Below are 21,079 nucleotides of genomic sequence, written 5' to 3' on the forward strand. Positions count from 1 at the left end.
ATATTTCTTAAAAAGTTACTGTTTTAAGAAATAAAATTTAGTTTAACTTCAGTACATCTTTAGTTGAAACTTAAAGATGTTCTTTTATTTTGATAAGTTGCGTTTTAATATTCTCTAAAGTATTAATAATTTCAAAGTTGCTTAGTGCTTCTTTTTTTTCTTCCTTTAAATGTGTTTTCGCACCTTCTAGCGTAAAGCCTCGCTCTTTCACCAAATGATAGATAAATTTTAAGTTTTTAACATCTTCTGGTGTAAATTTACGGTTGCCTTTTGCATTTTTTTTAGGTTTAAGGACATCAAATTCTTTTTCCCAAAAACGTATTAAAGAGGTGTTCACGCCAAAGGCTTTGGCCACTTCTCCAATAGCATAGTATCGCTTTTCTGGTAAATCTATATGCATTAATCTAAAGATTGATTTTCTAATGAAGCGTGTTCTAAAAGTTTACTGTATTCTTCCGCAGTTAAACTTCCGTAGTAGAAGTTCATTGGGTTTATGCGGTCGCCGTCTTTAAAAATTTCGTAATGTAAATGTGGTGCTTCCGATCGTCCAGTACTACCAACAAATCCAATTAAATCACCACGTTGTACTTTTTGATTTTTTCGCACATTGTATTTGTATAAATGCGCATATAAACTAATGTATCCAAAGCCATGATCTATTCTAATATGGTTTCCATAACCTGTAGATCCAGAATCTGCACGAACCACAATACCATCACCTGAAGCGTAAACAGGCGTGCCACGTGGAGCTGTAAAATCCATACCCCAGTGCATTTTTCGAGCCTTTGTAAAAGGATCCGATCTCATACCATAACCAGAGGCCATACGTTTCAAATCTTTGTTATTCACGGGCTGAATAGCTGGTATTGCTGCTAGCAGTTTTTCTTTTTCTTTAGCAAGTACAGCAATTTCATCTAGCGATTTAGATTGCACAACAATTTGCTTTTGTAAAATATCTAAACGCTTATTACTTTCAATAATAAGTTTAGAGTTATCAAAGCCTTCTAAGTTTTTATATCTGTTAATTCCACCAAAACCAGCGCGTCGTTGTGCTTCCGGAATTGGGTTAGCTTCAAAATAAACACGATAAATATTGTTGTCTCTATCGGCAACATTAGCCAAAACGTTTTCGGCTTCGTTCATTTTTTTATTCAGCAATTCATACTGCAATTGCATGTTATGTAATTCTCTTGCGAGAGACCGTTCTTTGGGCGATTCTACGTATTGACTTGCTATAAAAACGAACAAAAAACCAAAGAGTGCCGATGCTAAAATAAACATAAAAGCATACTTAAACGTCGTTCTTTTTCGGCGCTCAATCTTTCTGTAAGAAAGTGAATCAGAATCGTAATAATATTTTACCTTACTCATTACTATTTTTATACTATTTTTGCGCTTTACAATTTTTGTTTCAGTGCTTTAAATTTTAAAAGCAGAACGAACAAAGCTAATCATTTATTATTAATAGAATAATAAAACCGCTGTTTGTAGTTTTTTTAACTGAAAAGTAAAGATAAAAATTGTTTTGTAATTAATAGAAAATAACTGAAAAGAGAATATTTTATATATGAAGTCTCAAGACATCCGCGCTAAGTTTTTAAGTTTTTTTGAAGATAAAAAGCATAGTATTGTGCCATCGGCTCCCATGGTTTTAAAAGATGATCCAACCCTTATGTTTGTAAATGCAGGGATGGCGCCTTTTAAAGAATATTTTCTTGGAAACGCCCAGCCTAAAAATAATAGAATTACCGATTCGCAAAAATGTTTGCGTGTTTCTGGAAAGCATAACGATTTAGAAGAAGTTGGTTATGATACTTACCACCATACATTATTCGAAATGCTTGGTAACTGGAGTTTTGGCGATTACTTTAAAAAAGAAGCTATTGCTTGGGCTTGGGAACTTTTAGTTGATGTTTATGGCATAGATAAAGATATCTTGTACGTTACTGTTTTTGAAGGTAGTGACGACGACGATAATTTAGGTATGGATACCGAAGCTTACGATTTTTGGAAACAATATATTTCTGAAGATCGTATATTAAAAGGTAACAAAAAGGATAACTTTTGGGAAATGGGCGATCAAGGACCATGTGGTCCTTGTAGTGAAATACACGTAGATATTCGTTCTGCGGAAGAAAAAGCTAAAATTTCGGGTAAAGATTTGGTAAACATGGATCATCCACAAGTGGTTGAAATATGGAACCTAGTTTTTATGCAATACAATAGAAAAGCGAACGGAAGTTTAGAGGCTTTACCAGATAAGCATATTGATACAGGTATGGGGTTTGAACGTCTTTGTATGGTTTTACAAGGTGTTCAATCTAATTATGATACCGATGTGTTTACGCCAATTATTCGCGAAATTGAAGCGGTTACTAATAAAACATATAATAAGGACGAAGAGGTAGATGTTGCCATTCGTGTGATTTCCGATCACGTTCGTGCCGTAGCGTTTTCAATTGCAGATGGCCAGTTGCCAAGTAATACTGGAGCAGGTTATGTAATTCGAAGAATTTTACGTCGTGCTGTACGTTACGGATTTACATTTTTAGAGAAAAAAGAACCTTTTATTTATAGATTAGTTACTGTTTTAAGCGAAAAAATGGGAGATGCTTTCCCGGAATTGAAAGCTCAAAAACAACTTATTGAAAATGTTGTAAAAGAAGAAGAACAATCATTTTTAAGAACATTAGATCAAGGTTTGGTGTTATTAAATAGAATTGTAGAAACTACAAAAGGTGATACAGTTTCGGGAGAGAAAGCTTTCGAATTATATGATACTTATGGTTTTCCTATAGATTTAACGGCGCTTATTCTTTCTGAAAAAGGATTGAAGTTAGATGAAAAGGGCTTTAATGAAGAATTACAAAAGCAAAAGAATCGTTCGCGTGCAGCTAGTGAAATGTCTACAGACGATTGGACGATTTTAAGTAACGATTCTGAAGAAGAATTTGTTGGTTATGATTCGCTTGAAGCTAATGTAAAATTAACAAGATACCGTAAAGTTGTTTCTAAAAAAGATGGCGAAATGTATCAGTTAGTATTTAACTTAACACCGTTTTACCCAGAAGGCGGAGGGCAAGTTGGAGATAAAGGTTATTTGGAAGACGCCCATGGCGATGTGGTTTATATTTTAGATACTAAAAAAGAAAGTAACGTTATTATTCACTTTGCTAAAAATTTACCAAAGCATATTAACGAAAACTTTAAAGCGGTAGTAGATGAAAAACAGCGTAATCGTACGGAGAGTAACCATACAGCAACACACTTATTACATCAGGCCTTAAGAGAGATTTTAGGAACTCATGTAGAACAAAAAGGATCGGCTGTAAACTCTAAGTATTTGCGTTTTGATTTCTCGCATTTTTCTAAATTAACAACAGAAGAATTGCAAGATGTAGAGAACTTTGTAAATGCCAGAATAGAAGGTAAGTTGCCTTTAGTTGAAAAAAGAAATGTACCAAAAGAAGAAGCTATTGCTGATGGTGCAATGAGTTTGTTTGGAGAGAAATATGGCGATACGGTTCGTGCTATTCGTTTTGGACAATCTATTGAGCTTTGTGGTGGAACACACGTTAAAAATACAGGTGATATTTGGCATTTTAAAATAGTTTCGGAAGGTGCTGTTGCAGCTGGAATTAGAAGAATTGAAGCTATCACTAACGATGCTGTAAAAGATTTTTATTCTGAAAACAACAGAACATTCTTCGAAATGAAAGATTTACTTAACAATGCAAAAGAGCCTGTAAAAGCACTTCAGAATTTACAAGATGAAAACAACAATCTTAAAAAGCAAATTGAAGGTTTATTAAAAGATAAAGCTAAAAATATAAAAGGTGAATTAAGAAGTGAATTAGCCGAAATTAACGGCATTCAGTTTTTAGCCAAAAAATTAGATTTGGATGCTGGCGGATTAAAAGATGTTGCTTTCGATTTAGGATCGCAGTTTGATAATTTATTTTTATTATTTGCAACCGAACAAAACGGAAAAGCATTATTATCTTGTTACATCTCGAAAGAACTAGTTGCGAGTAAAGGCTTAAATGCTGGGAAAGTAGTTCGTGAACTTGGTAAACATATTCAAGGTGGTGGTGGTGGACAACCATTTTTTGCAACTGCTGGAGGTAAAAATCCAGATGGTATTACAAAAGCATTAGATGGGGCAAAGGCTTATATTGTATAAAACAGAACAGTTTTAGTCCATTGTTAATAATGAAAAAGCGCTAAACCTTAATTAAGGGTTTAGCGCTTTTTTGTATGTAGAAATAGCACGTTCTCGTGCAAATTTATGTTCGACCATAGGTTGCGGATAGGTTAATTCATCATAATCTTCAACCCAACGGCGTATGTAAATAGCATCTTTATCAAATTTTTTCAACTGTTCGGCAGGATTAAAAACTCTAAAATAAGGTGCGGCATCGCAACCTGTGCCAGCAGCCCATTGCCAATTTCCGTTATTTGCAGAGAGTTCGTAATCTAGTAGTTTTTCAGCGAAATATGCTTCGCCCCAACGCCAATCTATTAAAAGGTGTTTACATAGAAATCCGGCAGTAATCATGCGTACACGATTATGCATATATCCCGTTTTGTTTAATTCGCGCATACCGGCATCAACCATGGGGTAGCCCGTTCTTCCTTCGCACCAAGCTTTAAAGTCTGCTGCGTTATTCCTCCAAGGTATCGCATCGTATTTTTGTTTGAAATTTTCGGTAACTACTTTAGGAAAATGAAAGAGGATTTGCATGAAAAATTCGCGCCAAATAAGTTCACTTAAGAATATAGCATTTGTTTTTAATGCTATATTCACCATGTTTCTGGTGCTAACAAGTCCAAATCTTAAATGTGGTGAAAGGTATGATGTTTGATCTTGTGCTGGAAAATTTCGGACTTCATCATAGCGATCTAAAGCCGTTAAATTATATGGTTTTACTAGTATTTTACTTTTAGTAAATCCAATATCTTCTAAAGAAGGAAAAGTTAAATTAATCTTGTGAAATCGAGTGTTATCAATCTCATAATTTAATACATCTGCTTTCTCATCGAATTTTTTTAACCACTTATTTTTAAATGGTGTATATATTGTATATGGGGTATTATCGTTTTTTAGAATATCGTTTTCTTCAAAAATTACTTGGTCTTTGAACGACTTTGTTTCTATGCCCTTAGATTTTAATAATTTTGAGATTTCAAGGTCTCTTTTTATGGCGTAAGGTTCGTAATCTTTATTAAAAAATACACGCTCAATGTTATGCTCTTCAATTAGAGCTTTCCAAACTACTAGAGTCGAGCCTTTTTTTACAACAAGGCTCGATCTAAACTCGGTAAGTTCTTTGTTTATGTTTTCTAGAGTGTTGTGAATAAAGGAAACCCTAGCATCGTCTTTAGGTAGTGAGTCTAAAATATCATCATCAAAAATAAAAATAGGTAATACATTATTACTCGATTTTAGAGCATAATGTAAAGCCGTGTTATCTTCTAGTCTTAAGTCGCGTCGAAACCAAAATAGAGTTATTTTATTTTCCATTAAAGTAGGTTTCTAAGGTTTTATAACGGTATTCGAAAATACCTTTTAATTGTTTTTTTATGAAAAGAGTTTGAGCTAAATCACCTAAAATTCCAAAAGGTATTTTATATGAGATTTTATCTTTCATTAATGTTTTTCCGTCAGGTTGGCTGTAAAACCAATGTTCATGATGCCACATTCTGTATGGACCAAAACGCTGTTCGTCTATAAAGAAAGATTCGTGTTCAACTTGTGTTATTTCTGTAACCCAATTTGTTTTTATACCTGGAAGAATACCAACTTTATAAGTTATTATTTGTCCGGCATAAGCCTTTTTATCAACTTCAGATGTGATTTTAAAACCCATTTCTGAAGGAGTGATTTTTTCTAGATTATTAGGAGAGCTAAAAAAAGACCAAGCTTCATGTAGCGGAATGTCGATTTCTTGTGTAGCCTCTAAGGTGTAAATTCCAGAATGTTTTTTTATATTAATCATAATAAAAACTTAGAGTTTTAGACTAGTTATTCCCGCATCTATTGGGAATGTTTGTCCGGAAATTGATTTAGCATCGCTAGATAACAAGTATTTGGTTAGTGCAGCTACTTCATTAGGATCTAAAATAGATTTTAATGGGTGGCGTTCGGTCATGGTTTCTCTTTGTTTTTCATTACGTAATAGTCTGGAAGCTAATGGTGTGTCTGTAATAGTTGGCGCAATAATATTGAAACGTATTTTTGTTGCATATTCTGCTGCTAACGATTTTGTTAAACCTTCTAAAGCCGCTTTACTTGTTGCAATACTAGCGTGAAAAGGCATGCCCATTTGTGTGGCTACACTACTGAATAAAACCACGCTTCCACGACCTTCTATTAGAGCTTTTTCATAATGTTTAATAGTTTTTATAGCGCCTAAAACGTTAATGTTGAAATCGTTTTTAAAGTCGTCTAATTCTAAGCGAGATAGTGCTTTTAGATTGATACTTCCTGGGCAATAAACTAAAGCGTCTATGCTATCTATTTCTGGTAACTCATCTTCTAAAACATCTAAAGTGTGTTGCGTAATTGTAGAAGATGTTTCTATTGCCGTACGGCTTATGTTTACAATGCTATACGTGTCTTTTAAGATGTTTATAATGGCTTGGCCAATACCTTTACTGCCACCAATAATGACTAGTTTTTTCATAATTATTTATTTAGGTCTTTGGTAGGTTAATCTTTTATTTTTAGTTGGTATGGCGTAAGTGTCTAAGCCATTAATAACAGCTGTGTTAGCTTTCATTAAGTCTGCAAAACCATCATGCTCCACAAGATCATCGTTAATGTATAAATCTGTTATTTCACCTAAAATTAAAATAGTACCATTTGCTTCTATATCTATTTTTTGTAAAAATGTCATACCCATTTTTATTGTCGATTGCTTTACAAAAGGCGCATAAAAATCGTTATTGTATTCCTCCTCTAATCCTGTTTTATTAAACTCTGAAACATCTTTAGGGTACTTGGCAGATGTATGATGAGCATCTTCAACTATCGCTTCGTTAATATGATTAATGGTGTAATAACCTGTTTCTATAATATTATCGAAAGTATGGCGCCTTACCGTAGTTGGTCTCAGTACAAAACCTAAAATAGGTGGGGCAGAACCGTAATGCACTACGGAGCTAAAAACAGCAACATTTGTTACTCCTGATTTAGATTTTGTCGCTATTAAATTTGCAGGTTTATAGCCCGTAATACTATTAATCAGGTTTATTTTATAAATGTGATCGAGTTGGTCTATATCTTTACGGCTAAAATACATTTATAAGGTTTTATAATTGTTTATTATAATATGGTTTGGTTGTAAATCGTGCATTAAATTATACAATCCGAAAAATGTTCTATTGATATATATGAAATGTTTCGAGCCACGATTACCATTCATTTTTTTAAGTTCTGTGCTTTGTGCGTATTTAGTGCTTAGCTCTGCTATTTTGTTGAAAAATGTAGGATTTGAAAAATCGAAAACCTCTTGTTGCAAAGGCGTTGTGAAAAGCGATAGCATTTCGTGAAATAAGGTTTTAAAAAACACAATTTCTTCGGGTGTATCCGTTGGTTTTAAAATTTCTAATTCATATAATTTCGCTTCAAAAAAAGCTGGATCTTCGATGTTTTCTTTTTCAGCTAACTCAAAATAAGGCGTGTAAAAAGTTAGCGGAACTTCTTTCATACAACCAAAATCGATAGCGACTAACTCATTTTCTGGCGATACTAAAAAGTTACCAGGATGGGGATCTGCATGTACTTTTTTTAAGGTATGCATTTGGAACATGTAAAAATCCCATAAAGCCTGACCAAGTTTATTTGAAACCGCAGGATCATTATTCTGTTTTGTGAATTCTGAAATATGAAGTCCGTCCATCCAGTCCATTGTTAAGATTTTGTTAGATGAAAATTCTTCGTAATATTTCGGGAATTTTAAATTAGGAATATGTTTGCAAGCTTCAGATATTTCAATACTTTGTTCAAGTTCGAGCGTATAGTTTGTTTCTTCTATAAGTTTGTTCTCGATTTCTTTAAAATAATCGTCGGTACCTTCACCTTTAATATTGAACATACGTAAGGCGATAGGTTTTACAAGGGCTAAATCTGATGAAATACTATCTGCAACACCTGGGTATTGAATTTTAACGGCAAGTTTTTTGTCTCCTTTTGTGGCCTTGTGTACTTGACCAATACTGGCTGCATTTACAGATTCTGCTGTAAACGTATCGAAAACTTCCGAAGGTGTTTTTTTGAAATATTTTTTAAATGTTTTAGCAACTAGTGGTGCTGATAAAGGCGGAACAGAAAATTGCGACAAAGAAAACTTCTCTACATATGCATTGGGTAAAATGTTTTTCTCCATGCTTAGCATTTGTGCTACTTTTAGAGCGGAGCCTTTCAGGTTTTTTAAACCATCATATATATCGGTAGCATTGGCTTCATTTAAATTATCTTTAGCTTCAGCCTCTGTTTTTACCATTTTCTCACCATAATATTTCGCATAATTTACGCCAACCTTTAGGCCTGTACTCACTAGTTTAGTGGCACGTTGTATTTTTGATGTCGGTATTTTATCTATTGTTTTCATGTGGACATTGTTTTTTCTTTCCAAAGAAACTTCGCAAAATCTAAAACGCTTTCTAGTGGTTTTATTTCTTTTAAATCGAAACTAACTTGTACCGATTTTTCTATGAAAATATCTGTTTTTTCAAAATTTGGAGATGTGTCTTCTAGCCAAAACTGTATGGTGAATAATAATTGTGCCCAAGCGGTTTCGTTGGCGCCCTTTTTATTTAGAGAATTCAGTGTTTTGTTTTTTAGATCTACGCTATGGGTGTAAATCTCACTTTCTATATATTTAAGAAAAGTTGACCTAAGTTTAGATAATAGCTTTAAGGCTTCTAGCTTATTTTTATTTTGTGCTAATTTTAAATAAACATAAGATCTGTTTGCGTTTAGCATTTCGAAAAAGGTGAAATAAAAGCTTAATAACTTATCCTTTGGTGCGTAATGCGTATAATCTTCATTTTCTACTAATAGCGCCAAAGTGTTTTCGCAAAAAAGTGAAAATATATGTTTTTCTAAAACATCAAAATTGCTAAAATATTTATAGAAATCGTTTTCTTCAAAATTGTTAGCATGTGCAAATGCATACACCGTTTTGGGTATGTTATCGTCTATCAATAAAGTAGACATGTATAAATCTATTATTTTTTCTGCTGTAATGTTTTTTTTTCTAGCCATGAGTTTTTGTTTTAATTGTTAAATACAATGTAGGCGTTTAGACTTGCTGCAATCGTCATCCATATTAAATATGGAGCTATAAATATGGTGTAATACTTTACCGTTTTTATATAGTTGAAGGTGAAATAACCTATTAATAACCATAGTGAAACAATAAAAATTAAAGCTATTAGCGTTTGGTGCTGATTAAAGAATAGGTAATTCCATGATACATTTAAAAACCATTGCAAAGCGTAGAGCTTCATTAAAGGTTTAAAACCAAACGGGAAATTAAGGCTTAGTGCTGCCATGTAAATAGCAAAACTTATCATAACTGTGGTCCAAGCAGCTCCAAAAACCCAACCTTCTGGTGTCCAAGGGGCTTTGTTTAGGGAGGCGTACCAAGGTGATGTTTGTCCGTTATCCATCAAGAGGACACCAACACCAAGTGCTAAAATGTTTATGCACAAAAAAATAGTGAATCTTACTAGTTTGTTATTTTCCATGTGCTTTTTGTTTAAATGAATTGAAAATTAATTGTACTGAAAATAATAAGGTAAAGGCGTAAAAAATATCTTCAAATGGTATCGTGAAAATTCTAAAACCTAAGTTTTCGTTGTTATTATACCATACAATGGGTTCGTCTATAAAGCTTCCTGTTAGTATTCCGTTTACTAAAAGAAACGGTAATAAAATGATTAAAAAACTTAAGAAGTAACGTTGTAATACTTCCAAATGAAATTTTAAACCATAAATTAAAAGCACCATAAAAAATATAAAATTTAAAGTTGTGTACCATTTCCCGAAATGAAATAATAATAAAACAAATACTAGAATGAGTATTAAACCTCCACTTATTATGGTTGCTGTTTTCGAGAGTTTAAAATTTGGTAAATAATAGGCTAAAACTTCGTGCGTAAACAAACAGGCATAAGGAATACAGAAGAAAAATAACCACTCTTCTATTGGCATACCTAAAATTGCAATTGGTAAATGGTAGGAATCGTTAAATCCCCAAATGCCAAATTTTGTAAAAAGAACATCCCAAATTATAAAAGGTATTGCCACTATTAAAATGCTTAAAAAGGCACTTTTAGCGTATTGTATAAAGTGAAATTTTTTTTCAAAAATACTATATAGCAAAGGAATACTTAAACTCCCTAATGTTAATATGAGATATAGGTATGGCATTATTGTACTTTTTTAAAGTATTTTAAAGGAACAAAAAGCATCCCGAAGCATTCGCCGTCTGGTTTGTCTAAGTGTTTGTGGTGTATTTTATGCGCTTTTCTTAAGCCGCGTAAGTACCAATTTTGAGTGTTTTTAAACCAACTAAAACGTCTATGTATTAACACATCATGGATTAAAAAATAAGCTAAGCCATATAATAAAATACCTAAGCCAATAAAGAATAAAAAATTAAGTTCTGGTCGAATCCCGAAAAAGAACAATAGAATACTAGGCGTTGCAAAAATGATGAAGAACGCATCGTTTTTTTCGAAAACATGTGGGTATCCCGGTTGGTGGTGGTCTTCGTGTAAAAACCAACCAAACCCATGCATAATATATTTGTGTGTGCACCAAGTAACACCTTCCATAATTATAAAGGTGATTAATGTTGTGAGTATATAGGTTAAAATGATCATAGGGTTGTGTAATTTAAAATGTATGTATCCAAATAATCGCTGTTGTCTTTAATTTTTAATAGTTCTGATAAAAACTGTTTGTCATGTTCTATATCCGAATTGTAATTTAACATCTTGGGTAATTGTTCTTGTATAACCAAACGCACATATATTAAGTTCGCGTTTTTTGGCTCTTTTATTATTAATTGCTCAAGCTTAGTTTTTCCCTTGTTAAAGGTGTTAAGTTTTTGCCATGGTAATACTTTATATTCTGCTTGTTTCATTTCTAAAGAAATAACATAGGCTTGAATATCTGTACTATTGCTTTTTTTATATTTTGTTATGTATTCTATTTCTTGAGTTTTATTTTTAATATCATGATACTCAACAATGTGTTCTGGTGTCGAGTTCTGAAATAAAAAGAGTAAAACACACAAATAGTACATTACATTAAATTTAGCTTATATTTTACGTAGCTTCGAGCTAGTAGATTCATCTTCATTGGGTTAGATACTCTGATTCGTGTATTTATAATTTTTTCTGAAGGCGTGTTTTTAAGTTTTTTAAGTAATTTTCTATAGTATCTATAAGCCATGTACACTCCAAATTTAGCTTCAACAGGTAGGTTTAAGATGCCGTTTTTATAAGCAAATTCAAAATCAGATTCAATATCTTGAATAATGATATTTTTTGAAATGGCATCGAGCTCTTTAAGGTTTATGTTCGGAAAATATGAACGGTTTAAAACGTTAATATCATCTTTTAAATCTCTTAAGAAATTTACTTTTTGAAATGCAGAACCTAAACGTTTTGCGGCTTCTTTTAGATCTTCATATTGCTCGTCGTTTCCATTTACAAAAACTTTTAAACACATAAGGCCAACAACATCGGCAGAACCATAGATATAAGCTTTGTATTCTTCGTCGGTAGTATATTCGGTTTTATGCAAATCGGCACGCATACTTTTTAAAAATGCCTGAGTTAAATGATCGGGAATTTTATATTGATTCACCGTATGGATAAATGCATTCAAAATAGGGTTAAGGCTAATGCCTTGCGCTTTAGATGCGTAATAATCTTCTTCAAATTTATTTAATAGAAGTTCCTTGTCATATTCATGGAAAGAGTCTACTATTTCGTCAGCAAAACGGACAAAACCATAAATATTATAAATAGCCGATCGTATTTTTGGTGAAAGCATTTTTGTAGCTAACGAAAACGAAGTGCTATACTTTTGGGTTACCAACTTACTACAAGAGTAAGAAACCTCGTCAAACAGTTGTTTCATAGTTGTTGTGTTTCTAGTTATCGTTTTTCAAAATTAAATCAGAAGCTATTTTTCCAGAAATTAATGCTGGAGGAACTCCTGGTCCAGGAACTGTTAGCTGCCCTGTAAAATATAAGTTCTTAACTTTTTTACTTTTTATTTTTGGTCTTAAAAATGCGGTTTGTGTCAAAATGTTAGCCAAACCATAAGCGTTTCCTTTATAAGAGTTGTAATCTTTTTTAAAGTCGTTAACACAGAAACTTTCTTTAAATAGAATATGATCTGTAACGTTTTGGCCGGTTAATTTTTCTAGCCTTTTTATTATAATGTTGAAATATTCCTCTCTTAATTCTGGTGTATCCTCTAAATCTGGAGCTAACGGAATTAAAAATGTAGCCGCTTCTTGGTGTTCCGGAGCAAAAGTATCATCCGTTATGGACGGAAAACTTGCATAGAATAAAGGTTCTTTTGGCCAACTCGGATTGTCATAAATGGTTTTTGCATGGGTATCAAAATCTGTATCAAAAAATAAAGTGTGATGACATACATTCTTTAATTTTTTATCTAACCCTACATAAAACAATAAAGACGATGGAGCAAAAACTTTCTTATCCCAATATTTTTCCGAATATTGACGGTGAGATTGTGGTAATAATGTTTCTGTATGGTGGTAATCTGCGCCACTTAAAATTAATGTCGAAGGAATAAATTCGCCATTAACTGTAAGTCCTTTTATGTTTTTGGTTGCATCCACTTCAATAGATTCTACGTTAGCATTTGTTTTGAATGAAACACCTAAGCTTTTTGCTAGTAATTCCATAGCTTCAATGACTTTATGCATGCCACCTTTTGGGTGCCAGGTACCTAAACCAAAATCGGCATAATTCATAAAGTTATAAAAAGCTGGCGTATTACTTGGCTTAGCACCGAGAAATAATACGGGAAATTCTAAGATTTCGATTAATTTAGGGCTTTTTATATCTTTTCTTACCTGAGTTCTTATGCTCGAGAAGAACTGAGTAATTTTACTAATGGTTGTTGGAGTCACCAACTCTAAAGGAGAAACACCTGGTTTGTAAACCAAATCGTTAATAGAAACATCGTAATTAAACTTAGCCGATTTTAAAAAGGCTTTTAAGTGTTTAGAGCTTCCTGCTTCTTCGCGCTCAAAAAGTTCGTAAATTTCTTTTAAAGTTCCTGGGATTGTAAGAGCTTCGCCGTCTTCAAAGTAAGCTTTGTAAGCTGGGCCTAATTTCTCTAACTCGTAGTAATCTGATGGTTTTTTGCCAAAATCGGCAAAGAATTTTTCGAATACATCCGGCATCCAGTACCAAGTTGGTCCCATGTCGAATGTAAAACCATCCTTTTTTAATTGGCGTGCTCTGCCTCCAATTAATTCGTTTTTTTCTAACACTTCAACGTTGTATCCTGCTTGTGCAAGATAGCACGCCGCCGATAAGGCAGAGAACCCGGATCCGATAATATGTATTTGTTTTTCCATTTTGTTTAACAAATATACAAAATAAGTTAAACAAAAATTAAATTAATTAAACTTCTTTTAAAAGAGGAAGTATATTCGGAAAGAATTTAATGTCCGATTTAAATGCCGATTCATCAAGTTCCTGTAATTTATAACCTGCTGCTAGTAGTTTGTGTTGTGTTGGTGCTAAGTTTTTGTCTAAATCTTTAAAGTATCCTTCTACTAGATCTACACTCGGGCTTACGGTAATAGACGTTATAAAACACATTTTAGAGTCGCTATTAAAAAAGGAATTTAAGTTGTCCATTGGTAAGCTTCGTCCTAAATATATGGTTTTGTATCCTTTTAATAATAATTCGTAGTTAATATAGAGTAAGCCAATTTCGTGTATTTCATTTTCTGGCAAAAAGAGCACATAAGTTGTAGTGTCGCTTAAGTTAGAATAGCCTAGTTTTTCGGTTTCAATTAATATTTTCTGTGTTATTAAATTTGATATAAAGTGTTCGTGTGCAGGTATTAAAGTGTTAGTTTGCCAGAGCAGTCCAATAAAATTTAATAAGGGTATTAAGTTTGTTTTTATAACTTCACTAAAGGTGTTTTGTTGAAGGAGTTTAGCGTATGTGGTGTTAAATAATACGCTGTCAAATTGTATCATGGCAAGTTTAAAAGCTTGCGTAGAATGTTGGTTTAGGGCATTTTTGTTGGCTAGTTCTCTTGCGGTGTGTTGAATAACATCGTAAGGCATTTCTGCAATTTTAGAAATTTTATAGTTATTATCCTTTAGTAATACAATGTTTAAGAGCTTTTTTAAGCTTTCGGTAGTGTAGTATCTTATATTGGTATCTGTTCGCTTTGGAGCTAATAAATTGTATCGTTTTTCCCAAATACGAATAGTATGCGCTTTAATTCCTGAAATATTTTCAAGGTCTTTTATTGTAAAGTTGTCTTTAATTTCGTTCAACGTATTTTAGTTTTTGTTAAACAAATGTAAGCTTTTTAAATAAACTAGCGACATAGGTTTGTTCATTTATGTTTACTTTTGAAGCATAGAATTATAATATTAGTATGAAATTGAAAACGGAAATACCTTTTGTCTCGAATGAAATTGGTTTAGTAGATTATAGTTCTGAAGTGCTTTTGTTTGGTAGTTGTTTTTCTGAAAACATCGGAGAAAAGTTAGAGTATTTCAAATTTAAGAGTCATCAAAATCCATTTGGAATTCTTTTTCATCCGCAGGCAATTTATAATTTAATTGAAAACGCCATTCAACATAAAATATACACAGAAAGTGATGTGTTTTTTCATAACGAACAATGGCATTGTTTCGATGCACATTCAAAGTTAAGTCATTCATCTAAAACTAATTTAATAAACCAACTTAATACACAAGTAGTAGCTACTGGAAATTATGTAAAAAACGCGTCGCATATTATTATTACGCTAGGCACAGCTTGGGTTTATAGTTTTATTAAAAGTGATAATGTAGTTGCTAATTGTCATAAAGTTTCTCAAAAACAATTCAAAAAAGTGTTATTGTCTGTAGACGAAATTTCGAATACACTTAGAAATATATTAACGCAAATTAGATCGGTAAACTATAACGCAACAGTAATTTTTACGGTATCGCCAGTAAGGCATTTAAAAGATGGTTTTATTGAAAACTCGCAAAGTAAAGCACATTTGTTAGCGGCTATTCATGCTGTAGTATCTAATAAATCTTATTATTTTCCTTCCTATGAAATTATGATGGATGAACTGAGAGATTATCGTTTTTACGCGGAAGATATGATTCACCCGAATACAACAGCAATCAACTATATTTGGGAGAAGTTTCAAAAGGTTTGGTTGTCTCCAGATACTTCAAAAATAATGAATAATGTAGCTGTTGTTCAAAAAGGGATGAAGCATAAACCTTTTAATCCTAGTTCCGAAGCTCATTTAAAGTTTTTAAAACAGCTAGAAATAAAAAAAGAGCAGCTTCAAAATCAGTTTGCACATATGGTTTTTTAGTTTATCATTCACTTATTTACGTAGTCTAAGTCTAACATTCTTCTGTAATTATTTTTTTTAGAAGCTAAGAGGGTACTGTTTGTCGGGAAACTAGATTGCTTTTAAACTTATTTAAATAACGTTTTGTCGAAAAATTACCACAAATAAAGATGATTCAGTTAATTTTAGATTGCTATTAATCAGTTCATTTAGAAACACCATTCTTGCAGATTTTTTATAATTTTTGCAGATGGTGTTTTTTATTTCTATATTTTTCAGAATAGTGAATTATGTTTTTATTAATTTAAAAGACTGTTAACCTTAATGTAACACCAGTGAAACGGTAGTTGTCTATATTTGTACCGTTAGCAATTGCTAACATAAATTACATTAGTTAGGCTTCATATGTCGAAGTAAACTGATGTTTTTTTATTTTAGCCATATGCGAAAAATTCTATTTGGTGTTGTTATTACTTTAGTTGTGTTATTCACCTTTAAATATTGTGGTGAAAAACAAGAAGATAAAATGGTTCTTAAAGAGAGCTCGGCACTTATACAAGAGCAAATAAAAAATGTTGGAAAACTAATAGTAACCGAAGGGCATTTTAGTGAGGTATTTAATTACAAAAACTCTAAAGACATTTTTGGAGCCTACTTAACTTCAGAAAAAAAGGCACTCGTAGTTGTTAATGCCGATGTTACTATTGCTTACGATTTGAGTAAAATTGAATTTCAGGTCGATGAGGCTACTAAAACATTAACTATTATTAGTATTCCAAAAGAAGAAATCAAAATTAGTCCAGATTTTGAATACTACGATATACAAGCCGATTTTTTAAACCCCTTCGAAGCTAAAGATTATAATGATATTAAAGCTATTGTCAATAAATCTTTAGACAAAAAACTAGAAAAATCAGATTTAAAAAGTAATGCGCAAAACCGTTTAATAAGCGAGCTTTCTAAATTCTATATTTTAACCAATTCTTTGGGCTGGACACTGCAATATAATAGTACGCCAATTACCAAAACAGAAGAACTACTTAATCTAAAATTATAGTTTCCCCTGTAGGCTTTTCCAGCCGCCGCCATTAGTAGCTTCTATGTTGTTTGTTTTTAAAATTTTTGCAGCATTTGCAGAGCGTCCGCCGCTTGCACAACATGTAATAACGGGCTTGTTAAGCTTTTTTATGTAATCTATTTTAGTATTTATAGTTTGTAACGGTATGTTTTTAGAACCTACAATAGCGCCTTGTTGGTATTCGCCAGGTGTGCGCACATCAATAATTATCGCACCTTTTTCTTTAAACTCGGTTATAGCGTTGTTTTTGTTTCCAAAAAGAAAATTTAATAGTCCCATTTTTTATAATTTTAAGCAAATATGGTTATGTTTTATTAAAAGAATGTAACTGCTGTTACTTAATAATTTTATGTATATTCAAATCTTAATTTATTAAATAAACATGGAACCATACGTAACGTTAAATATAGAGAATAAAGTTGGATATGTGGAGTTTTATCATCCCAATAGAAATTCTATGCCAAGCGATATTTTAGATTTACTGGCGCAAACTATCAAAGGTGCTGGTGAAAATGATGATGTAAATGTAATTGTTTTAAAAAGTGGAGGCGATAGAACATTTTGTGCCGGAGCAAGTTTTAATGAAATAATAGCGATTGAAGATGAAGAAACAGGTTTTCAGTTTTTCTCTGGTTTTGCAAAAGTGATTAATGCCATGCGAAAATGCCCAAAGTTTATTATTGGCAGAGTGCAAGGTAAAAGTGTTGGTGGAGGTGTTGGTTTGGCGGCAGCGACCGATTATTGTTTAGCAACCCAATATGCTTCTATTAAATTAAGTGAATTAAGTATTGGTATTGGTCCATTTGTGATTGAGCCTGCTGTTTCTAGAAAAATTGGCAAGAATGCCATGTCGCAAATGACTATAGATGCAGAAACGTTTTTTTCTTCGGAATTTGCAAAAGAAAAAGGCTTGTTTTCTGAAGTGTTTGAAACCGTAGAAGAACTCGATAATGCTGTTAAAGTGTTGGTGACTAAGTTAGCAAGTTATAACCAAGAAGCAGTAAAGGAAATGAAAAAAGTGATGTGGGTCGGTACCGATCACTGGGACGATTTACTAAGCGAACGCGCTAAAATTAGCGGAAAGTTAGTGCTTAGTGAGTTCACAAAAAACACATTAAAACGCTTTCGTTAAGTTTAAGCGAGCTGTTTAGTTGTTCTAACAATTTCTAATCCGTCGTCAATTAATTGCCCAACGTTTGGTCTGTTTTGTTTTACGGTTTCTAAGTGTTTAACAATACTGTTACAAAGCTTGGTTTCATTTTCAATAGAAGCCAATTCAAAAATTTCTATAGCTAGAAGCCAATCTGTCGGGTGGTTTTCTATAAGTTCTTCTAGTACTTTTGTTCTCGAAATGGTCTTGTTTTTTTCTTCACGATAGTCTCTAATTTGTTGATAGAGATTTTCGAGTTCTAATCGTCTTTTAGATTTTTTAATATGAATAGTTTTAGATGAAGGTTTATGTGTTATTAAATCAAAACTATTTAAATCGGCAGGACCAGAAAAAGCAGAAACAACCGTTTTACCCACGGCCATATGATAGATGCCAAATTCTGGTTTAAATAATATAGAATCTAAGTGCGTTACAGTACAATTATTAAAACTGATAAGAATTATTTTACCTTGAAGATTGCGTTTGCCGGTAATAATTTCTCCAGAAACGGTTACGCCACCTTCAAATTCTAGTGTGGTTACTTTTTCTTCATATATATTGTAGGCGCTTAAATCACGCGGACTCATATCTTCAATGGCAATGTTTATACCTTTTAATTTTCCGATAGGCGAACCAAAACCGTTAGTATGATTTTTGGTGCCGTGACCAACCAATTCTTTTTCTCGGTAAGCTAAAGCTGTTTTGCCTTTGGTTTGTATGTAAATTACTTGTCCGTCACTATCTTTTACATCAGAGAAAACGCCTGAAATTTGAAGTCCTGTACTCAGTTCTATAGATCCTAAAGCTTCAGATTCAATAAGCTTTTTTACACCCAAAAGACCGCCTTTTCTAACAGACATGGTATTGGCAAATTCTTCTAAAATTAAGCTTAAATGCGCAAAATTAGGTGTTACAAAAAGTTGAGGCTGTGGTTTTGTAATATCAAAATCTTGATAAGTTGCGTTGATTGTGTACGGTAATTTTTTTACTTTATCGGTAATGCACCATGCGCTTTCCCCAATAGAAGATAGTAAGCCGGCTCCATAAATCTTGGGGTTTTCAATGCTACCAATTAATCCATACTCTACTGTCCACCAATGTAAATTTCGTATTAAAGACATTTCGCTTGGTGTACCCATATTTTGCTGTAGATGTTCTACCTTTTTTTCCGCGGAAGCAATATCGTCTTCGTTAGCATTCGATGCTTCTTTTATAATAGACAAGTGTCTAACGGCTTCGTAGAGTTCGTAATCTTTAGCTGAAGAAATAGCTTTACAACCAATTTCTCCAAAACGACGTAAGTATTCGGCATATTCTGGGTTTGCAATAATAGGAGCGTGGCCTGCACCTTCATGAATAATGTCGGGAGCGGGAGTATATTCAATATGCTCCAATTGTCTAATGTTACTGGCAATAACCAAAACATTATAAGCTTGAAATTCCATAAAAGCATTTGGCGGAATAAACCCATCTACGGCTACAGCGGCCCAACCAATATCTTTTAAAATACGATTCATGCCATACATGTTGGGTATACTATCAATAGAGATTCCTGTAAGTTTTAGTCCGTCTAAATACGATTTGTGTGCTACCGTTTTTAAGAAACTAACATTTTTACGCATCACATAGCGCCAAACTGCTTGATCTATTGCTGAGTAATCGGTATAGTTTTGTGGCTTTATAAATTGCTTTAGATGCTTTGGTAAACGATTTAAAATAGCGTTTGGTTCTATTGATGTATCCATAAAGATAAACGGTTTTACTTATGTAAAAATACGAATTATTCATTGGTATAGTGTTTTGTTTCATTTATTTTGATTGTGTAGAGTGTAATAATGGTCTTCTTTCATTTCTACTATATGTATTGGTGGTAAGCTAATAATAGTTTTATTTTCGCTCAAATTTAAAAATCACCTATATGAAATTTAATAAACTACTTTGTGTATTTGCCTTTGTTCTATCTTTCTTTAATTGTGCATCACGCTACAGAGTGATTGAGCCAAATAACTTAAATTACGTATCTAAAGCTGAAGCGGAAGGAGTAACATTAGAATATAAATACGATTTGCTCGATAAGAAGTACTCTAAGAAAGAAGATAAAAAAGGTATACGATTGGTAGCTGTAAAAATTTCTAATAATTCTGAAAGAGATTTAGTTTTCGGAAGAGATTTAAACTTGGTTTATGCAAACGGAAATGAAATTTATGTTTTAGATAAAGAGAAAACTTTCAAAACTTTAAAACAAAGCCCGGCAACACATTTGTTTTATTTGTTATTAACTCCGGTTAATTTTTACACAACTAAAACAAACGAGTATGGGTTACAAGAAACAACGAGTTCAACGCCTGTAGGCTTAATTTTAGGACCTGGTTTAGCAGCAGGAAACTTAATAGCAGCAAGTTCTGCTAATAAAAAGTTTAAAACTGAATTAGAAAATTTTGATATAAAGGGATCGGTAATAAAGCAAGGCGAAGTGAAATACGGGTTAGTAGGTATTGATTCTCAATCTTATGATGCTTTAAAGCTAAGCTTACAATAGGAATTCAAAAGTGAGATATAAAAAAAGGCGATTCTAATATTAGAATCGCCTTTTTTTATAATTATTTATTCGCTTCCGGAGGATATTTCATCATAATTTCCGAAACAAACTCTTTAATGCGCTCATCTTTCTTTTCCATATTTTGGGTTAAATAACCGCTACCCATACCTTGCCAAACTAATTCTTTTTTCTTGGCATCGATTAAATCAATAAATAAAACACCTTGTGTAGATGTTGATACGCTTGGTTGATTAAAACCCCAGCCCCATCCAGGACCAAAGCCACCGTAACCGCCCCAACCCCAGGCGCCTCTACCCCAAGAGTTATTGTAAACGTCAACACGTTGGTTTGCTTTTGTAAATAAGCTAATTAATAAGTCTGGATCTTCAGATTTAGTAAAGCCTTTTGCAATAAGTTCGGCTTCAATAGCTCGTAAAATACGTCGTTTATCTAAATCGCTAATTTCAGCTTTGTCAATACCTGTTTTAAAAAAGGCAAATGTTTTATAGCTATTAAAGTTAGCGTCTTTGTCATAATCGGCAGCAACTTTAACCGAACTACACGAAGTAACCACGATCAACAAGGCTAAAAGCGGTAATGTTTTTAAAAATGTTTTCATAAGGAAGCGTTTTTTTGGTTTTTATTGTCAATGTACAACTTTTAGTTATTTCATTGATTTTAAGTTGGTTTTGTGTTTTTTA

The 21,079-nt window shown here is 32.8% G+C and carries 23 protein-coding genes; 5 read left to right on the forward strand and 18 right to left on the reverse strand.

Features of this window, described 5'->3' with window-relative positions; all coding sequences use genetic code 11:
* Positions 1–70 precede the first annotated feature (70 nt).
* Together BM246_RS08360 and BM246_RS08365 are read right to left on the reverse strand one after the other, a co-directional pair.
* Entirely contained in the window at positions 71–400 is a 330-nt protein-coding gene (locus tag BM246_RS08360; protein WP_042496730.1) for a MerR family transcriptional regulator, read from the reverse strand.
* A complete protein-coding gene (locus tag BM246_RS08365) occupies positions 400–1,371 on the reverse strand; it encodes a M23 family metallopeptidase (protein WP_042496732.1) in 972 nt (323 codons plus the stop codon). Before BM246_RS08365 ends, BM246_RS08360 begins: the two co-directional genes overlap by 1 nt.
* Positions 1,372–1,567: 196 nt before the next feature.
* On the opposite strand from BM246_RS08365, the gene alaS reads away from it, so the two are divergent.
* Entirely contained in the window at positions 1,568–4,183 is a 2,616-nt protein-coding gene (alaS, locus tag BM246_RS08370; protein WP_074937086.1) for an alanine--tRNA ligase, read from the forward strand.
* Positions 4,184–4,234: 51 nt separating this feature from the next.
* Here the strand turns inward: alaS and BM246_RS08375 are convergent, their stop codons facing one another.
* From BM246_RS08375 to BM246_RS08435, 13 genes are read right to left on the reverse strand one after another with little or no spacing between them, the layout of a single operon-like run.
* Complete coding sequence (locus BM246_RS08375; RefSeq protein ID WP_074937088.1) at positions 4,235–5,524, reverse strand: cryptochrome/photolyase family protein; 1,290 nt, start codon at positions 5,522–5,524, stop codon at positions 4,235–4,237.
* Entirely contained in the window at positions 5,514–5,999 is a 486-nt protein-coding gene (locus BM246_RS08380) for an SRPBCC family protein (protein WP_042496736.1), read from the reverse strand. The genes BM246_RS08375 and BM246_RS08380 overlap by 11 nt, the downstream gene beginning before the upstream one ends.
* A gap of 9 nt (positions 6,000–6,008) precedes the next feature.
* Complete coding sequence (locus BM246_RS08385) at positions 6,009–6,686, reverse strand: SDR family NAD(P)-dependent oxidoreductase (protein WP_074937090.1); 678 nt, start codon at positions 6,684–6,686, stop codon at positions 6,009–6,011.
* A 6-nt stretch (positions 6,687–6,692) separates the two neighbouring features.
* On the reverse strand, positions 6,693–7,304 hold the full coding sequence (locus BM246_RS08390) for a flavin reductase family protein (protein ID WP_074937092.1): 612 nt from the start codon (positions 7,302–7,304) through the stop codon (positions 6,693–6,695).
* Positions 7,305–8,615, reverse strand: coding sequence for an ABC1 kinase family protein (locus tag BM246_RS08395; RefSeq protein ID WP_042496741.1), 1,311 nt, complete (start codon positions 8,613–8,615; stop codon positions 7,305–7,307).
* Entirely contained in the window at positions 8,612–9,271 is a 660-nt protein-coding gene (locus tag BM246_RS08400) for a TetR family transcriptional regulator C-terminal domain-containing protein (protein WP_074937095.1), read from the reverse strand. Before BM246_RS08400 ends, BM246_RS08395 begins: the two co-directional genes overlap by 4 nt.
* Before the next feature lie 11 nt (positions 9,272–9,282).
* Positions 9,283–9,756, reverse strand: a complete 474-nt coding sequence (locus BM246_RS08405) for a TspO/MBR family protein (protein ID WP_042496743.1) — start codon at positions 9,754–9,756, stop codon at positions 9,283–9,285.
* Positions 9,746–10,441, reverse strand: coding sequence for a lycopene cyclase domain-containing protein (locus BM246_RS08410; protein WP_074937097.1), 696 nt, complete (start codon positions 10,439–10,441; stop codon positions 9,746–9,748). Before BM246_RS08410 ends, BM246_RS08405 begins: the two co-directional genes overlap by 11 nt.
* Entirely contained in the window at positions 10,441–10,896 is a 456-nt protein-coding gene (locus BM246_RS08415; protein ID WP_042496748.1) for a sterol desaturase family protein, read from the reverse strand. The genes BM246_RS08410 and BM246_RS08415 overlap by 1 nt, the downstream gene beginning before the upstream one ends.
* The gene (locus BM246_RS08420; protein ID WP_052415203.1) at positions 10,893–11,321 is read right to left on the reverse strand and encodes a hypothetical protein; all 429 of its coding nucleotides are present in this window, start codon (positions 11,319–11,321) and stop codon (positions 10,893–10,895) included. The genes BM246_RS08415 and BM246_RS08420 overlap by 4 nt, the downstream gene beginning before the upstream one ends.
* Complete coding sequence (locus BM246_RS08425) at positions 11,321–12,163, reverse strand: phytoene/squalene synthase family protein (RefSeq protein WP_042502677.1); 843 nt, start codon at positions 12,161–12,163, stop codon at positions 11,321–11,323. Before BM246_RS08425 ends, BM246_RS08420 begins: the two co-directional genes overlap by 1 nt.
* A 13-nt stretch (positions 12,164–12,176) precedes the next feature.
* Complete coding sequence (locus tag BM246_RS08430; protein ID WP_074937100.1) at positions 12,177–13,643, reverse strand: phytoene desaturase family protein; 1,467 nt, start codon at positions 13,641–13,643, stop codon at positions 12,177–12,179.
* 46 nt (positions 13,644–13,689) lie between these two features.
* Positions 13,690–14,583, reverse strand: a complete 894-nt coding sequence (locus tag BM246_RS08435; protein WP_042496753.1) for a MerR family transcriptional regulator — start codon at positions 14,581–14,583, stop codon at positions 13,690–13,692.
* Between the two features lie 104 nt (positions 14,584–14,687).
* On the opposite strand from BM246_RS08435, the gene BM246_RS08440 reads away from it, so the two are divergent.
* The gene (locus BM246_RS08440) at positions 14,688–15,632 is read left to right on the forward strand and encodes a GSCFA domain-containing protein (RefSeq protein ID WP_074937103.1); all 945 of its coding nucleotides are present in this window, start codon (positions 14,688–14,690) and stop codon (positions 15,630–15,632) included.
* Positions 15,633–16,053: 421 nt separating this feature from the next.
* Positions 16,054–16,668 carry a DUF4230 domain-containing protein gene (locus tag BM246_RS08445; protein WP_042502679.1) on the forward strand — a complete coding sequence of 205 codons (615 nt, stop codon included), beginning with the start codon at positions 16,054–16,056 and terminating at the stop codon, positions 16,666–16,668.
* On the opposite strand, the gene BM246_RS08450 is transcribed toward BM246_RS08445, so the two are convergent.
* A complete protein-coding gene (locus BM246_RS08450) occupies positions 16,663–16,968 on the reverse strand; it encodes a rhodanese-like domain-containing protein (protein ID WP_074937106.1) in 306 nt (101 codons plus the stop codon). The genes BM246_RS08445 and BM246_RS08450 overlap by 6 nt on opposite strands.
* A gap of 103 nt (positions 16,969–17,071) precedes the next feature.
* Between BM246_RS08450 and BM246_RS08455 the strand changes: the two genes are divergently transcribed.
* Positions 17,072–17,821 (forward strand): enoyl-CoA hydratase/isomerase family protein, encoded by a 750-nt coding sequence (locus BM246_RS08455; RefSeq protein WP_042502682.1) that lies wholly within the window; start codon positions 17,072–17,074, stop codon positions 17,819–17,821.
* Positions 17,822–17,823: 2 nt separating this feature from the next.
* Here the strand turns inward: BM246_RS08455 and BM246_RS08460 are convergent, their stop codons facing one another.
* A complete protein-coding gene (locus BM246_RS08460; RefSeq protein ID WP_074937108.1) occupies positions 17,824–19,584 on the reverse strand; it encodes an aromatic amino acid hydroxylase in 1,761 nt (586 codons plus the stop codon).
* 173 nt (positions 19,585–19,757) lie between these two features.
* Between BM246_RS08460 and BM246_RS08465 the strand changes: the two genes are divergently transcribed.
* Entirely contained in the window at positions 19,758–20,378 is a 621-nt protein-coding gene (locus tag BM246_RS08465) for a hypothetical protein (protein ID WP_042502684.1), read from the forward strand.
* 61 nt (positions 20,379–20,439) lie between these two features.
* Here BM246_RS08465 and BM246_RS08470 read toward each other — a convergent pair whose 3' ends face one another.
* The gene (locus BM246_RS08470) at positions 20,440–20,997 is read right to left on the reverse strand and encodes a DUF4136 domain-containing protein (RefSeq protein ID WP_042502686.1); all 558 of its coding nucleotides are present in this window, start codon (positions 20,995–20,997) and stop codon (positions 20,440–20,442) included.
* Positions 20,998–21,079 lie beyond the last annotated feature (82 nt).

It is taken from the genome of Algibacter lectus (assembly GCF_900112395.1).
In the GTDB taxonomy this organism is placed as follows: domain Bacteria; phylum Bacteroidota; class Bacteroidia; order Flavobacteriales; family Flavobacteriaceae; genus Algibacter; species Algibacter lectus.

Coding starts and splice junctions, on each gene's coding strand:
- BM246_RS08450 (WP_074937106.1), bottom strand. CDS start 16,968: ATGGGACTATTAAATTTTCTTTTTGGAAACAAAAACAACGCTATAACC.
- BM246_RS08445 (WP_042502679.1), top strand. CDS start 16,054: ATGCGAAAAATTCTATTTGGTGTTGTTATTACTTTAGTTGTGTTATTC.
- BM246_RS08440 (WP_074937103.1), top strand. CDS start 14,688: ATGAAATTGAAAACGGAAATACCTTTTGTCTCGAATGAAATTGGTTTA.
- alaS (WP_074937086.1), top strand. CDS start 1,568: ATGAAGTCTCAAGACATCCGCGCTAAGTTTTTAAGTTTTTTTGAAGAT.
- BM246_RS08465 (WP_042502684.1), top strand. CDS start 19,758: ATGAAATTTAATAAACTACTTTGTGTATTTGCCTTTGTTCTATCTTTC.
- BM246_RS08415 (WP_042496748.1), bottom strand. CDS start 10,896: ATGATCATTTTAACCTATATACTCACAACATTAATCACCTTTATAATT.
- BM246_RS08365 (WP_042496732.1), bottom strand. CDS start 1,371: ATGAGTAAGGTAAAATATTATTACGATTCTGATTCACTTTCTTACAGA.
- BM246_RS08360 (WP_042496730.1), bottom strand. CDS start 400: ATGCATATAGATTTACCAGAAAAGCGATACTATGCTATTGGAGAAGTG.
- BM246_RS08460 (WP_074937108.1), bottom strand. CDS start 19,584: ATGGATACATCAATAGAACCAAACGCTATTTTAAATCGTTTACCAAAG.
- BM246_RS08400 (WP_074937095.1), bottom strand. CDS start 9,271: ATGGCTAGAAAAAAAAACATTACAGCAGAAAAAATAATAGATTTATAC.
- BM246_RS08455 (WP_042502682.1), top strand. CDS start 17,072: ATGGAACCATACGTAACGTTAAATATAGAGAATAAAGTTGGATATGTG.
- BM246_RS08390 (WP_074937092.1), bottom strand. CDS start 7,304: ATGTATTTTAGCCGTAAAGATATAGACCAACTCGATCACATTTATAAA.
- BM246_RS08430 (WP_074937100.1), bottom strand. CDS start 13,643: ATGGAAAAACAAATACATATTATCGGATCCGGGTTCTCTGCCTTATCG.
- BM246_RS08385 (WP_074937090.1), bottom strand. CDS start 6,686: ATGAAAAAACTAGTCATTATTGGTGGCAGTAAAGGTATTGGCCAAGCC.
- BM246_RS08425 (WP_042502677.1), bottom strand. CDS start 12,163: ATGAAACAACTGTTTGACGAGGTTTCTTACTCTTGTAGTAAGTTGGTA.
- BM246_RS08410 (WP_074937097.1), bottom strand. CDS start 10,441: ATGCCATACCTATATCTCATATTAACATTAGGGAGTTTAAGTATTCCT.
- BM246_RS08470 (WP_042502686.1), bottom strand. CDS start 20,997: ATGAAAACATTTTTAAAAACATTACCGCTTTTAGCCTTGTTGATCGTG.
- BM246_RS08395 (WP_042496741.1), bottom strand. CDS start 8,615: ATGAAAACAATAGATAAAATACCGACATCAAAAATACAACGTGCCACT.
- BM246_RS08420 (WP_052415203.1), bottom strand. CDS start 11,321: ATGTACTATTTGTGTGTTTTACTCTTTTTATTTCAGAACTCGACACCA.
- BM246_RS08405 (WP_042496743.1), bottom strand. CDS start 9,756: ATGGAAAATAACAAACTAGTAAGATTCACTATTTTTTTGTGCATAAAC.
- BM246_RS08375 (WP_074937088.1), bottom strand. CDS start 5,524: ATGGAAAATAAAATAACTCTATTTTGGTTTCGACGCGACTTAAGACTA.
- BM246_RS08380 (WP_042496736.1), bottom strand. CDS start 5,999: ATGATTAATATAAAAAAACATTCTGGAATTTACACCTTAGAGGCTACA.